This window comes from Prosthecobacter sp. (assembly GCF_044222565.1).
Lineage (GTDB): Bacteria > Verrucomicrobiota > Verrucomicrobiia > Verrucomicrobiales > Verrucomicrobiaceae > Prosthecobacter.
The window spans coordinates 134,701-148,549 of sequence record NZ_JBGANA010000004.1 but is presented as its reverse complement, the minus strand read 5'-3'; the positions used below and the strand labels follow the sequence as shown (position 1 = coordinate 148,549).

Sequence of the window (13,849 nt, the reverse complement as noted above, 5' to 3'; positions counted from 1 at the left end):
GCAGCAGCACACAGCTCCCGTTGTTCCATGCTTTGAGGACGGCGCACCTTTTTGAGTGCCTGCGGAATTATAGACCCATAAACACGGACCCGACGCAGCGGTTCCCTACCAGCTCTGCGGCGCACTCCGCGCTGGGTGATATGGATGCGCTGTGAGGCGGTGGCGTTGGACAGTCGTAAGCTTCTCAGGCCAGGAGCCGAAGGGCAGGATGGGACGATGAGGATCAATTCCCCACGAAAGCGTTAGCTGCGATGCAAGGCTTGCGCCTTGCATCTGCGCGACCGCATTGATTCGCTTCGCTCACCCTTCGGGCAGCCTCCGGCTGTCTATCTCCGCTTCGCTTCGGTTCCAAGACGCTGTCGCGACTGGAGAAACTGATTGCCGGTCAGAGGCTGCTTTTTTGTTCGACTGGTGTGGCCTTCGGCGGCGGCGGGCTGGGGACAGCCCGCCCTACCTTTTGCTGGGGGTGCTCGCCTATGCGATACAGGAACGAGAGTCCTCTCTCGTACCTCCGCCTAGCGCGTCGTCGATATGCATGCGGAAACCAGATTTGTATCGGAACCAAACTTTGAGGTCACTCGGATGCCTGTGAACTTTCGCTGAACTCTCACACAGACGGGCGGGGTACAGCCCGCCCCACCTGGGCTGCGCCCGCATGTCCTTTTTCAATGGATCGTGGTATTACTCCTTATCTTTGCCCCTGGCTTTTTTGAGCTGCTTTTTCTCTTTTTTGGCAGCGGTTGTTTCTTTGCCGGCTTCCGGGTTGTTGATGGTGGGGAGGTGTCTGGCGAGGTCGGCTTTGGTGGCGGCGTATTGGGGATCTTTGGCGAGGTTGGTCCATTCGTAGGGGTCGGTGGACTCGTTGTAGAGTTCTTCATCGCCATTGGCGTAGTGGATGTAGCGCCAGCCTTCGGTGCGGACGGCGTGGTTGTTGCGGCCGAAGGTGGTGATGGCGGGGGTGTCCCAGGCGGAGGTGGCGTCGGCGAGGAGAGGCTTGATGCTTTTGCCTTCGAGATGTGCGGGGGCGGGCAGGCCGCAGATGTCGGTGAGGGTGGGGAAGACGGAGGTGAAGTCGACGGTGCGCTCGCAGATGCTGTCGGACTTGGTGAGGCCGGGGACGACCCAGATGAGGGGCGCGCGGGTGGCTTCTTCCCAGAGGGCGAATTTGCGCCAGTGGTCTTTTTCGCCGAGGTGCCAGCCGTGATCGCCCCAGAAGACGATGGCGGTGTTGGCCTTGTGCGGGCTTTTGTCATAGGCCTCCATCAAGCGGCCGATGAGCATGTCTGTGTAACTGGCGGCGGCGAGGTAGCCCTGGATGGCTTCTTTCCAACGGCCGGTCTTGATCATTTCGGCGTGGTCGCCGTCGGGCTTGGCCATTTTGATGCCGGCAGGTGGCACGTCGGCGAGGTCGTCTTTTTTGTATGGAGGCAGCTCGATTTTGTCGAGGGGATGCATGTCGTAGTACTTCTTGGGGACGTTCCAAGGCATGTGGGGCTTGTGGATGCCGCAGGCGAGGAAGAAGGGTTTGTCCTGGGGCTTGCCAAGCTGATCGATGCAGTAGTTGACGATGCGCCAGTCGTTGAGGTCTTCATCTTTGCAGTCGAGGGGTGCGAACTTGATGCCGCCGACGCCGTCGCTCTGGCCTGCGGGAACTTTGGGCATGCCGCCTTCGTTTTCCAGGTAGTCGTCCCAGTCTTCGCGGCGCTTGTAGCTTTCGTGATAAATTTTGCCTGCGCCGCAGACGAAGTAGCCGCCCTGACGGAAGGCGTGCGTGAGGGTTTTTTCCTCGGGGATGACGGGGCGCCAGTCCTCATTGTTGTCATAGACGCCGGTGTTGCCGGGGCGCATGCCGCTCATGAGGGCGGCGCGGGAGGGATTGCAGACTGGGGCGGCGCAGTAGCTGTGCGTGAAGCGCACGCCGCGTGCGGCGAGCTTGTCGATGTTGGGAGTGATGGACTGCTTGTTGCGGCCGAGGTAGCCGACCCAGTGGTTGAGGTCGTCGATGGCGATGAAGAGGACGTTCGGCTTGTCCGCGGCGGAGGCGGAGGCCGTAGCGGCGAGGAGCAGCAGGAGGGCGAAGAGGGAGCGCATGGTGGCGGCGGAAACGTGGGCGGGGCGCGGGTCTTGCGGGGATATCGTGCGGAGGGGAAAGGTAGAAAGATTAGGGGTAGAAAAACTTCAGAATTTGCGAGAGGCGAACTGAGATTTTTAACCACTAATCGCACACTAATGAAACACTAATGGCCTGGGGTAATTGGACCGCTGAGGAGATACAGCGGAGCGGATGGGCGGCCCTCACCCCAACCCTTTGACTCACTGCGTTCGCCCTTAGGGCTGCCTGCGGCAGTCTATCTCCGTTTCGTTCCGGTTCCCCGAAGAGAAAATTTGTTGTTATCGTTTTTCAGGGGCGGGGAGAGGGAGAGCCGCATTCACTGCCTTGGATTGCTCGGAAACGAAGCGATTTGTTATACTCTAATCAATCGTGGTATTACTTCACGGCTACTGCCTCGTAGGCCTTGAGGGTGGGCTCGATGGCTTTGAGGGCGGTGGCCCAGAATTCGGGCTGGGTGATGTCTTCGCCGAGGGTTTGTTTGACGACTTCTTCGCAGGTGGCGCTGCCGGTCATGGAGAGGAAGGCTTCGTAACGTGGGAGGAAGGAGGGGCCTTCGGCTTTGAAGCGGGCGAAGAGGGCCTGGCTGAGGAGATAGCCGAAGACGTAGGGGAAGTTGTAGAAGGAGATGCCGCTGATGAAGAAGTGCATCTTAGAGGCCCAGAACATGGGATCGAAGCCGTCTTCGAGGAGGGTATCGCCGTAGAGCTTGCGCTGGGCTTCGCACATGAGCTCGCTGAGGCGGCTGACGCTGACTTCGCCGTTGGCGCGCTCGGTGTAGAAGGCTTTTTCGAACTCGTAGCGCATGGGGATATTGATGAGGTAGGCGTGGGCGCGCAGCATCTCCTGATCGAGGAGGTAGGCCTTGGTGGCTTCGGTGATGGCAGGGTCGCTCATGAGGCCGTTGAGGAGGATCATTTCGCCGAAGTTTGAGGCGGTCTCGGCGAGGGTCATGGGGTAGCTGGCGGCGAAGGAGCGCGCGGGGCGCAGGACGCAGGAGTGCCAGGCGTGGCCGACTTCATGCGCGAGGGTGACCATGTCGTGCACGGTGCGGTGGAAGGTCATGTAAACGCGCTCTTCGTGCTTGAGCTGGGAGCCGGTGCAGAAGGCGCCGGGGCGTTTGCCGGCGCGGGGCTGGGCTTCGATCCACCGTTGCGCAAGCATCTCGCGGAAGTAGTCACCGAGTTTTGGGTAAGCGGAGCTGAAGGCTTGATCGACGGTGGCGCAGGCTTCGTCCCAGGTGAGTTCTTTTTCATCGGGAGCGGCGATCTGCGGGGCTTCGAGGTCGAAGTAGTGAAGGGCGGAGGTACCCTGGAGATTGGCGGCTTTGCGCAGGGCGCGACGAGGGAGATCGATGTGGGTGTGGATGGCTTCCAGCATCGCGTCGAGGGACTGGCGGCTCATGGCGCCATCGAAGAGCGGTGAGTCGAGGAAGTGGGGGAGGCCGCGGCGGCCGTAGAGGCTGAGGCGGGTGCCGGCGATGCCGTTCAGGCCGGCGGCGAGGGTGACGGCGTGGTCGTTGAAGGGTTTCTGGCCGTCGATGAAGGAGGCTTCGCGCAGCTTGCGGTCGGGCTCTGACATGAGGGCGCGGCGGCGGGACATGGGGACGATTTCTTTGTGCCCATCGGGGAAGGTCATTTCGAACTCCATCTTGCCGGTGAGGGTGTCGTAGAGGCGGCCCCAGGCGTGGAGGCCGTTGACGTTGAGATCAGCAGCCAGTGCTTCCATCTCGGACTTCATCTGGTGCTGGCCTTCGTGGCGCATGCGCTTGACGGCATGCTCGGCGTTTTTCAAAGAGGGGTCGGCGAGGAGGACATCGAAGGAGTCTTCGGTCAAGGCGGCGAGAGCGGAACGCAGCGAGGCCATGAGCTTGGTGCTTTCGGCATCGAGGGTGGAGATCCAGGCTTCGTCGGCTTTGACGGCTTCGTCATTGGCATCGTCTGCGGAAAGGCAGCCGAGGTAGGCAGAGAGGTGGCCGAGGCGGTCGCTAAGGGATTCAAGGGAATTGATGACCTTGGCGATTTCGACTGTGCTGATGGTGAGGGCGGCGGCCTGGGTTTTGAGGGCTTCGACGTCTGTGACCAGAGCGGCTTTGAAGTCGGTGTAGTCAGGGGCGCCGAATGCGGAGAACCAGGAGGTGAGGGACCAGCGGTCGGGGGTGGTGATGGTGACGGGATTGGACATAAAAGGATGAAATGAAAAATTAGCGGCTGACGCGACCGGCGGCGTCGCCTTGCATGAGGGATTCGATTTCGGCGCGGGTGCTGTAGTTGTAGTCGCCTTCGATGGAATGGGCGAGGCAGCCGGCGGCGGTGGCGAAGGAGATGGCGGTGGGTGGCGGGGAGTTTTGGAGGAAGGAGAAGACCAGGCCTGCGGTGAAGGCATCGCCTGCGCCGAGGCGGTCGATGAGCTGGGTGATGGTGTAGCGCGGGGCGGTGTGGAGGGTGTCGGTGGCGGCTTCGAAGAGGGCGCCGCTGAAGGATTGAGCGGCGGAGGTGCTGCCATCGCGGAGGGTGAAGGCGGCGTGGGTGAGATTGGGGAACTGGGCGGTGATTTGTTTCGCAAGCGCGTGGAGGTCGCCGTTGTAATCGATGCCGAGCATGGCGGTGGCGTCGCTGATGCCGCCGACGAAGATGGTGACGAAAGGCAGGAGCGATCTCATGGTGCGGGTGGCGAGATCGCGGGCGGGGAGAGGCGGGTCCCAGTGCCAGAGCTTGGTGCGGTAGTTCATATCGCACACGACGGGGATCTTACGCATCGCAGCTTCCTCTACTGCGGCGAGGGCGACCTCGGCGGCATTGCGGGAGATGGCGGGGGTGATGCCGGAGATGACGAAATATTCGCAGCCGGTGAAGGTGGCGTCCCAGTCGTAAGCGGACGCAGGGGTGATGGCGATGGATGAGCCTTCGCGATCGTAGATGACATTGCCGCCGCGCTGGTTGGCGCCGTGCTCGAGGAAGTAGGTACCGAGGCGGCCTGACTGAGTGCGGAGGATGTGCTTTGTCTCAACGCCGAGGCTGCGGAGATCGGCGATGCAGGCATCGGCGATGGTATGATCTGGTAGGGAGGTGAGGAAGGCGGCATCGATACCGAGATAGGCGAGCGATGCGGCGATGCTGGCCTCGGCTCCGGCGAAGGTGGCCTGGAGGCTGCCGGGGATGGCCTGCTGAAAACGTGCGAAGCCGGGCGTGGCGAGGCGCAGCATGATCTCGCCGAAGGTAACGACGCGGCTCATGGGCGGACCTGTTTGACGATGTCCGTGGCCTCGCGCGCGAGTGCAGTGATAAGGTCCCAGCCACCCTTGGCAATGATCTCCTTTGGCGCAAGCCATGAGCCGCCGAGGGCGAGGACGGAGGGCTCGCGCAGGTAGTGGGCGGCATTGCCTGCACCGACTCCGCCGAGCGGGATGAACTCGACGCCCAGATGCGCAAACGGAGCGGAGATAGCACGCAGGTAAGCGAGGCCGCCGGAGTGCTCCGAGGGGAAGAATTTGAGCACACGGCAGCCGGCCTCGACGGCGAGCTCGATGTCCGTGGGGGTACAAACACCGGGGGCGAACGGGAGGCCGATGCGCATGGCCTCGGCGACGACGCGGGGGTTCATGCCGGGAGCGACGCCGAAGCTGGCGCCATTGTCCTTGGCGTCGTTTACCTGCTGCGGGGTGAGGATGGTGCCGACGCCGATGGTCATCTCCGGGACCTCATCGCGGATGCGGCGGAGACATTGGAGAGCGGCGAAGGTGCGGAGGGTGAGCTCGATGGTGTTCACACCGCCTGCGAGAAGAGCGCGGGCGAGAGGAGCGGCATCCTCGACGCGGTCGATCATCAAAACGGCAATGACGCCCGTTTGCTGAAGTTGCAGACGCAGGGGGTCGGGAAAGGCGGTGGTCATGGCTGGAAGCAGGCGAGGGACACGGGGTTTTGCAAATGGGTTGTGAGCGAAGTGGGGACGTGACCAAAAAGACTGAAGGGACGCAGATGGGGATGGCAAACGTTGAGGCGTATGAACGCGCTCGCAGTCGGACGGTTTGGCGGGGATGCTGTGGAGCGTCAGGGGGCGCTCGACGCCAAACACGTCCAACCTACGGCCGGAGTGCCGTGCTACTCATGGCGTGGCGATTTTAAGGCCGGTAATGGTTCCTTCGAATTTTGCTTTGGATTTGTAGGTGGCCACCGGCCTTGCGTTGTCGTGACCGATGCAGAAGTCTTCTTGTGGCTGACGGCTGATGAGGCCGGGGGCTTTGGCGGTAGTGGCGGGCTGATCGTTGATGGTGAGGGTCAGGGTGCGGTCTTGCGAGAGGCTGGCGACGATGCGGGTGCTGCCGGTGATGGGAGCGGGAGACTGGACCTCGGTGAAGGATTCGCCGCCGCCGTAGCGGATGGTGAAAACGACGTGGCCGCTGCGGAGATGCAGGGCGTAACCGGCGGAAGCGCCGCCATGGGCGATGAGGACGGCATCGGGCTGGGTGGTTTCGACGGTACAGGTAATGGTGAAGGAGCGATTGGCGATCTGAGGGGCCGCGTCTGAGGTGAGGGTGTCGCCGGGTTTGAGTGTGGAAAGGTCGGCACTTGGCAAGTGCCGCTCCTTGGGCGCAGTTTTCTTTTTGTCGCGGGGGGCTTCGTTGGAGGGATAGAGGAGTTGCGGATTTTCGACTTCACCGGGCGGGCGACGGGAGGTGGGTGTGCTGCCGCCGATTTCGGTGCTCATTTTTGCGGCGAGGGCCTGAAGCTTGGCGACGATGTCGGGATGCTTGTCGGCAAGATTGGTTTGCTCGCCGATCTCGTCGTCGAGATTGTAGAGGCGGGGTCCTGATTTGGTGTCCGTGGCCACCCCTTTGCCTAGAGATTCGGACTGGGGAGTGAGGGCGAGCTTCCATGGGCCCTGGCGGACGGCCTGGAGGTTGTAGCTGCTGAAGTAGTAGTGGGCTTCGCGCTGGGACTCCTTGGTTTTGCCGAAGAGGAGCGGGGAGATGTCGCGACCGTCGATGGTGGGTTCGGAGGGCACGGTGCCGCCGGCGAGTTTTACGCAGGTGGGCAGGAGATCGATGGTGCCAGCGACGGCATCGCACACGGTGCCGGGGACGATTTTGCCGGGCCACCAGGCGAGGGAGGGCTCGCGCATGCCGCCCTCCCAGGTGCTGCCTTTTCCACCACGCAGAGGGAGGGCGCTGCCGCCGTCTGCGCCTTTGACGAGCCAGGGGCCGTTGTCGCTGGTGAAGACGACGAGGGTGTTTTGATCGAGCTTGAGTTCACGCAGGGTATCGAGGACGCGGCCGACGCTCCAATCGACTTCTTCGACCCAGTCGCCGAAGCGGCCGTTTTGGGATTTGCCGGCAAAGGCTTTTCCAGGATGGATGGGGGTGTGAACGGCGGTGTGGGGGAAGTAGAGGAAGAAGGGCTTTTCTTTGTTGGCGCGGATGAAGCTGAGGGCTTCCTCGGTGTAGCGCTCTTCGATGCGGGACTGATCTTCTTCGGTGAGGAGTTCGAGGACTTTGTCATCGCGCACGAGGGGCACGACTTGTTTACCGCTCTCTTTGGCGATCTTTTGCATGTCGTTGGAATAGGGGATGCCGAGGTAGTGGTCGAAGCCCTGCTTGGTGGGAAGAAACTCGGGCTGGTCGCCGAGGTGCCATTTGCCGATGATCTGCGTGGCGTAGCCCTGGTCTTTGAGATATTCGGCGATGGTGCGCTCCTGGGGGTGCAGGCCGTTTTTGTTTCCAGGTCCATAGACGCCGGGCACGGAGACGCGCGCGCCGTAGCAGCCGGTCATAAGCTGAGCGCGTGAGACGCTGCAGACCGGGGCGGCGTAGAAGCTGGTGAGCTTCATGCCTTCGCGGGCCATGCGGTCGAGATTGGGTGTCTTCTGCTTGGTGGCGCCAAAGGGGCCGATATCGGCGTAGCCGAGGTCATCGACGAAGAGGACGACGATGTTTGGACGCTGATCGGCAGCGGGCAGCGACGGCGGAACGGCAAACGCCAGAAGGAGCAGGGCGGGGAGGATTCTCATTATTGGGAGCCATGAGGAACGTGGCGGAGGGGCGTTTGTTGCCGTGAGGAGCGGGAGAATGGCACTTGTCCTGCTCTACAGGACATCCACCCAGCCATGACCCCTGCCCCTTTTGACACGAGCATTCCGACGCTCGGCCCCTGCCTGATCCACTCGCCGCTGCATCGTATTGGCGGAGTGGAGGCTCCTTTTAAAACGGATGCGGCGGACCGCATTCTCTACCACAGCCATCTGCTGGAAGACGGACGCGATGTCTCGACACCGAGCTATGAGGAGGCGGGGCCGCGCGAGATGATTTATTTTGACCCTCCCAAGACGACGGTGGGGATTGTGACTTGTGGGGGACTGTGCCCGGGGCTGAATGACATTATTCGTGGCATCGTGCATCGCTGCCATCACCAGTATGGCGTGGCGCGGGTGTATGGATTTCGATATGGATATGAGGGGCTGGTACAGCGCTTTGGGCATACGCCGCTTCTGCTAAAACCTTCCTCCGTGGACCAGGGGCATCACTTTGGCGGGACGATGCTGGGAAGCTCGCGCGGGAAGCAGGACATTGGTGAAATGGTGGACACGCTGGAGGACATGAAGGTGGACATTCTCTTTGTGATCGGCGGGGATGGGACGCTGCGGGGCGCGGCGGAGATCACGAAGGAGATCGAGCGGCGGGGATTGAAGAAGGCGGTGGTGGGTATTCCGAAGACGATCGACAATGACATCCGCTATCTGGACAAGAGCTTTGGATTTGAGACGGCGTTTGATGCGGCGGTACAGGCCGTGAAGTGCGCGTATGTGGAGGCCACGGGCGCGGTGAACGGCGTGGGGCTGGTGAAGCTGATGGGGCGTGATTCGGGCTTCATCGCGTGCTACGCGGCGCTGGCGGGCAGCAACGTGGATTTTGTACTGATTCCGGAGGTGCACTTTGAACTGGATGGCGAGGCGGGACTGCTGGAGTTTTTGCGGCAGCGGCTGATGAAACGTGGCAGCGCGGTGATCGTGGTGGCGGAGGGCGCGGGACAGCACCTGATGCAAACCGGCGATGAAACGGATGCGAGCGGGAACAAGAGGTATGGGGACATTGGCCCGTTTTTGAAGGATCGCATCAATGCGTTTTTCAAGGGGCGGAAGACGGAGGTGAACCTGAAGTACATTGATCCGAGCTACATCGTGCGGAGTGTGCCGGCGAATGCGCAGGACAATGTGTACTGCTCGCGCCTGGCGCAGAATGCGGTGCATGCGGCGATGGCGGGGAAGACGAACATGCTGGTGGGACGGTGGCATGGGTCTTTTGTGCATCTGCCGCTGGAGCTTGTGATTCATGGGCGGCGCAAGGTGGATCCGACGCAGGAGCTGTGGCACAGCGTGCTGGAGTGCACGGGGCAGCCGATGGTGATGAAGTGAGGGGGGCGCTTTGCTCGAAGGGGGAACGTGGCTGGATGTAAATCGGAGTTCGTATGCCGATTCGGTGCTGTCGCGGTATCGGAATACCGCGCTACATTCTCCTCTTTTTCCTGGTCGTTCAGAATGAGGGAGGAGGAAGATGGTGGTGCTATAGAGTCGCGGCGTTTTTTCGAGAGGCGGAGTGGTAAAATCGAGGACGAGTTCGAGTAGGAGGACGAGGACGAAGGTGGGGGCACTGGGTGATTCGGTTGCGGGCAGGAGTGCCCGCATCACTGCTGGCATTGCGAGAGTGCTGTGGCGCAAGTAGCTGATATGGCTCGCGGAGCGTTGTAGCTCATCTCGACGGAGCGAGATGGCTACTTTACGGAGCCGGCTCCGGCATCGGGGGCTTTGGCTTTGAAGTAGCCGGGTTCGCAGCCGGGGAGGGGGTTGCCTTTGAGGTAGGTGGAGAGATCGAGGCCGGCACCGATGGCGGCGTGGGGGTCGTCGGAGGTGATGTTGTGGGATTCGGTGAAGTCGCGGGGCGGGGTGCCTTTGCGCTGGTCGAAGAAGCCGTCTTTTACCTGCAGGATGAGGTTGTTGAGGAGGTGCCACTTGGGGGTGGCGAAGTCGCGTGTGGCATTGAAGGAGGAGTACACGAATGCTGCGTCCGAGCCGCCGGTGATGGTGTTGTGGTAGATGTAGCCTTCTGCAGGAGAGGAGTCCATGCTGAACCAGATGTTGAACGGGGTGCCGTCGATGAGGTGATTGTGATGAATGAAGACGGGACCGATGCGGGGGAGCTTGAAGCGGAGGCCGCCGTGGGTGTGGCAGAGGGTGTTGTGGTGGACGTTGACATCGATGCAGCCGACGCCGAGTTCGATGCCGGAGTCGCGGGTGTTTTCGATGATGTTTCCGGCGATCTCGGTGCCGCGGCCGTGATTGGGATCGATGAGGGGCTTGTCGAGGGATTCGGTGCTGGAGTCGCCGAGGCAGATGCCGTCGAAGGTGCGGTCGAGGTGATTGCGGAGGATGCGGTTGCTGGTGCCTGCGCGGATGAGCTCAATGCCGACGCGATCGTATTTGCCGACGTCTTTGTGGATGCGCCAGATCTCGTAGTTTTCACGGCGGTTTTCGGTGGTGGCGCGCCAGTCTTCGAAGGCACCGCGGGTGATGTCGCAGTCTTCCACGGTGCAGGATGAAGCGCCGCCTCGGAGCAGAACGCCGGAGCCTTCATAGGAGGTGATTTTGCAGTAGCGGATGATGCAGTCTTTTGCGCCTTCCGCGAGCGTGATGGCTTCGATCCCGCCGCGGAGGGTCAGGCCGTCCACCACAGCGCCAGTGGCAGTGATTTCGATGAGAGGTTCTCCGGACATGACTGCGCTGAGTGTGGCTTTGTCCGGGGCTGCGCCGTCTTCGAGGCGGAGATAGATCTTCTTTTCTTTGGAGTGATACATCCAGAGAGCGCGGATGTGTTTGAAGCCGCCTAGGGGCGGACCTTTGGCGAGGAGGGTCTGCCAGTTCCATTCGCCGCTTTTTTGTGCGCGATCAAAGCGGATTTCGGCGATGAATTTGCCGTCGATGAGGAGGCCTTCGGGGCGGCTTTTGGATGGGGTGGTGAAGACCTTTTCCATGCCTTCGGCGGGTGACCATTCGGCTTTGAGCGGTATGGTGCCGTCGATGATGGCGCCGGGTTCGCCGCGCAGAGTGAGCTGCTTTTCGAGGCGAAGGCGCTCGTGATAAACACCTGGCGCAAGCACGAGTGTGTCACCTGCATTCGAGGCTGCGATGGCGTTTGAGATGGGCTGGTCTGATGCACCGGGTTTGATTCGGATTTCAGCCCCCTTTGCCTCCAAGGGGAAGCCCAGTGCCCAAACGACAAGGACGGCGACGCATGGGAGGATTTTCATGGATAATGCGATAGAACGTTTGGCCCGAGACTCAACTCGCAGCGCATCGCATTTTCGCAATCAAACTACCCTGTTCCGCAGTAACAGGGCTACTTTGGCGGCAGCTTGGCGCTGTAATGCACGGCGCGGTGGCGGTTGTCGTCGAAGGCGAAATGGAGCCACTGGCCGTCTTTGCTGACGAAGCCGTCGGGGTAGTTCATGCGGCCTTTGGGGCCATCGACGGACTCCTGCTGGAGGACGCGCTGGTAGGGCCAGGTCTTCATGCCGTCAAAGCTGATCCACAGGGCCATGGGGCTGCGGTGTTTGCTGTTGGGATTGTGCAGGATGGCGACGCGATCTCCGCCGAGATTGTAGAGGGTGGTTTTGCTGCCGGGATTGGGGATCGGCGTGGTGCTGGCGAATTCGGGCCAGGTGAGGCCGCCGTCTTTGCTTTCGGCTTTGTAGAGCATGCCGCCGAGGCCATCGCCACGGATGACCATGGTGATGCGGCCGTCCGGGTGCTCGAAGAGATCGTTTTCGGCCCAGCCGAAGTAGCGGCTGTTGGGGGTGAGGCGGATGTTGCCGTGCTCAGTCCAGGTTTTGCCGCCGTCGCTGCTGATGAGGACGCCGTTGCGTGGGTTGGTGAAATCGCGGTCAAGGGGGGCGCGATCCTGCTGATCGTCGGGGCCGATGTAGTGCTGGAAGGGGATCATGATGCGGCCGTCTTTGCAGACGATGTGCTTGCGGATGAAGGTGCGCTCTTTGAGGCGGCCGGGGATTTCTTCCGGCTTGCTCCAGGTCTTGAAGGAGTCATCACTGGTGAGGAACCAGGAGCGCCAGTCGTTGGCCCAGTGCTTGGAGTGGGTGGAAAAGAAGAGGGTGCTGCGCTGGCCGAGGATCATGAGCTCTGTGGGGCCCTGGCCGATGGTTTTGCCTTCGCGGGGGAAGCCCACGTCGAAGCGCTCCAGAGGAGTCCAGGTCTTGCCCATGTCGTGGCTGCGGGTGACGCCGGTGTAGTTGAGGGGGCTGGGTTCGGTATCGCCGCCGGCGAGGATGAAGAGGATCCAGGAGCCGTCGGGCAGCTCGCGCAGGGTGGTATCACATACCATTTTATTGGGGGTCACACCATCGTAGGGGATGCTTTTGAAATCTTGTTTGGCGTCTTCGATGGCCTGCGCGGTCCATTTGGGGTCTGGGGTGATGGACTTGGGAAGCTTGGGGGCGAGGGCTTTGTTGACCACCGTTTTGCCGACTTTGGAGCGGCGTTTGATCTCTTCGGGGTCCATGGTGAGCTTGCCGATTTCGGCCTGCTTCTGCATGTCTTCCTCGGTGAATTTGACGTGGAGGATTTCGGCGTCGGTGTGGCGGTTCCAGTCATAAAGAATGTGAATGTCGCCGTTCGGGGCCTGAAAGCCATCGGGGTAGGAGACTTCGGCGCGGTCGTCGATGAGGTAGCCTTTGCCCCAGGTCTTGCCGTCGTCGTCGGAGAGGAAGGCTTTCAGGTTGGAGCGGCGTGGGAGGCGCACGTTGATGGGGCCGTTTTTGACGAGGAGGAGTTTGCCGGAGGCGAGGCGCCGGATGAAGAAGCGGGCGCTGGGGTTTTGGATGGCGGAAGGCTGTGGCTCAGTCCAGGTGGCGCCTTTGTCGGCGGAGGTGCTTTCGCTGATGCCGTCCTTGGTGCGGGCGAGCATCCAGAGGGTGCCGTCTTTGCGCTCGACGATCATGTGCTCGTCGAAGTCGGTGCGGGGGAAGGCGACGCCGCCGCGGCGGGTCCAGGTTTTGCCCTGATCGGTGGAGGCGAAGACGTTGGCCATGCGGATGACGTCGAGGTCTTTGTGCGCTTCTTTGTCCACGCCGGGACCGTGCATGCGGTCGCGGGTCCAGAGGGAGACGGGGAGAAGCCAGTCGCCATTGCTGAGGACGGTGGGTTTGTTGAGGGTGCAGCCGTCGGCGAAGCGTGTGGGGGCGGTCCATTGGGGCTCGGCTGCATCGGGATCATCGCAGCGGATGAACCAGTCGCCGCAGCGGCCGTCGAAGTAACCGAGGCTTTGATCGAAGAAGCACCAGAGGCGGCCGAGGGGATCGGTCCAGAGATTGCCGACGAGGGCGCGGCGTTCGTACTTCACGCCATTGAGTTCGCCGTCCAGGGGATCGATGACGAGGCGGGGCTTTGACCATGATTTACCGTCGTCGTCGCTGGTGGCGAGCATGAAGAAGCCGTTGGGCGAGTCGCCATTGCCGACCCATGCGGCCCAGAGGCGGCCTTTGGGGGTGCGGTCGATGCCGATGATCATGTTGCCGGGGCGCTTCTCGGCGTCGTATTCCGGGCCGGGCTCGGTGTTGATGACAGGCGGTTCGAGCGCGAGATCGAGCAGGGCTTTGTCCTGGGCGGCGGCTTGCAGAGCGAGCAGGGAAAGGAGCAGGAGTGCGGCGTGTTTCATGGTTGGGTGTGGGAGGAGAACGC

Annotated in this window: 8 protein-coding genes; 1 reads left to right on the top strand and 7 read right to left on the bottom strand. The window is 61.7% G+C overall.

The window, feature by feature from the left end; translation table 11 throughout:
- Positions 1-681: 681 nt before the first annotated feature.
- The 5 genes from ACILSR_RS07240 to ACILSR_RS07220 form a co-directional block, all read right to left on the bottom strand.
- The gene (locus tag ACILSR_RS07240) at positions 682-2,091 is read right to left on the bottom strand and encodes a sulfatase (protein ID WP_395749071.1); all 1,410 of its coding nucleotides are present in this window, start codon (positions 2,089-2,091) and stop codon (positions 682-684) included.
- 397 nt (positions 2,092-2,488) lie between these two features.
- Positions 2,489-4,294, bottom strand: a complete 1,806-nt coding sequence (locus ACILSR_RS07235; RefSeq protein WP_395749070.1) for a M3 family oligoendopeptidase — start codon at positions 4,292-4,294, stop codon at positions 2,489-2,491.
- Between the two features lie 19 nt (positions 4,295-4,313).
- Positions 4,314-5,345, bottom strand: coding sequence for a PfkB family carbohydrate kinase (locus ACILSR_RS07230; RefSeq protein ID WP_395749069.1), 1,032 nt, complete (start codon positions 5,343-5,345; stop codon positions 4,314-4,316).
- Complete coding sequence (locus tag ACILSR_RS07225; protein WP_395749068.1) at positions 5,342-6,001, bottom strand: bifunctional 4-hydroxy-2-oxoglutarate aldolase/2-dehydro-3-deoxy-phosphogluconate aldolase; 660 nt, start codon at positions 5,999-6,001, stop codon at positions 5,342-5,344. Before ACILSR_RS07225 ends, ACILSR_RS07230 begins: the two co-directional genes overlap by 4 nt.
- Before the next feature lie 213 nt (positions 6,002-6,214).
- Entirely contained in the window at positions 6,215-8,116 is a 1,902-nt protein-coding gene (locus ACILSR_RS07220; RefSeq protein WP_395749067.1) for a sulfatase-like hydrolase/transferase, read from the bottom strand.
- A gap of 96 nt (positions 8,117-8,212) precedes the next feature.
- Here ACILSR_RS07220 and ACILSR_RS07215 point away from each other — a divergent pair, with 96 nt between their 5' ends.
- On the top strand, positions 8,213-9,517 hold the full coding sequence (locus ACILSR_RS07215; protein ID WP_395749066.1) for an ATP-dependent 6-phosphofructokinase: 1,305 nt from the start codon (positions 8,213-8,215) through the stop codon (positions 9,515-9,517).
- A 356-nt stretch (positions 9,518-9,873) separates the two neighbouring features.
- On the opposite strand, the gene ACILSR_RS07210 is transcribed toward ACILSR_RS07215, so the two are convergent.
- Positions 9,874-11,406: a nitrous oxide reductase family maturation protein NosD gene (locus ACILSR_RS07210; protein WP_395749065.1), complete on the bottom strand. Its 1,533-nt coding sequence runs from the start codon at positions 11,404-11,406 to the stop codon at positions 9,874-9,876.
- Between the two features lie 89 nt (positions 11,407-11,495).
- Positions 11,496-13,826 (bottom strand): sialidase family protein, encoded by a 2,331-nt coding sequence (locus ACILSR_RS07205; RefSeq protein ID WP_395749064.1) that lies wholly within the window; start codon positions 13,824-13,826, stop codon positions 11,496-11,498.
- Positions 13,827-13,849 lie beyond the last annotated feature (23 nt).

Coding starts and splice junctions, on each gene's coding strand:
- ACILSR_RS07240 (WP_395749071.1), bottom strand. CDS start 2,091: ATGCGCTCCCTCTTCGCCCTCCTGCTGCTCCTCGCCGCTACGGCCTCC.
- ACILSR_RS07220 (WP_395749067.1), bottom strand. CDS start 8,116: ATGAGAATCCTCCCCGCCCTGCTCCTTCTGGCGTTTGCCGTTCCGCCG.
- ACILSR_RS07230 (WP_395749069.1), bottom strand. CDS start 5,345: ATGAGCCGCGTCGTTACCTTCGGCGAGATCATGCTGCGCCTCGCCACG.
- ACILSR_RS07205 (WP_395749064.1), bottom strand. CDS start 13,826: ATGAAACACGCCGCACTCCTGCTCCTTTCCCTGCTCGCTCTGCAAGCC.
- ACILSR_RS07235 (WP_395749070.1), bottom strand. CDS start 4,294: ATGTCCAATCCCGTCACCATCACCACCCCCGACCGCTGGTCCCTCACC.
- ACILSR_RS07210 (WP_395749065.1), bottom strand. CDS start 11,406: ATGAAAATCCTCCCATGCGTCGCCGTCCTTGTCGTTTGGGCACTGGGC.
- ACILSR_RS07215 (WP_395749066.1), top strand. CDS start 8,213: ATGACCCCTGCCCCTTTTGACACGAGCATTCCGACGCTCGGCCCCTGC.
- ACILSR_RS07225 (WP_395749068.1), bottom strand. CDS start 6,001: ATGACCACCGCCTTTCCCGACCCCCTGCGTCTGCAACTTCAGCAAACG.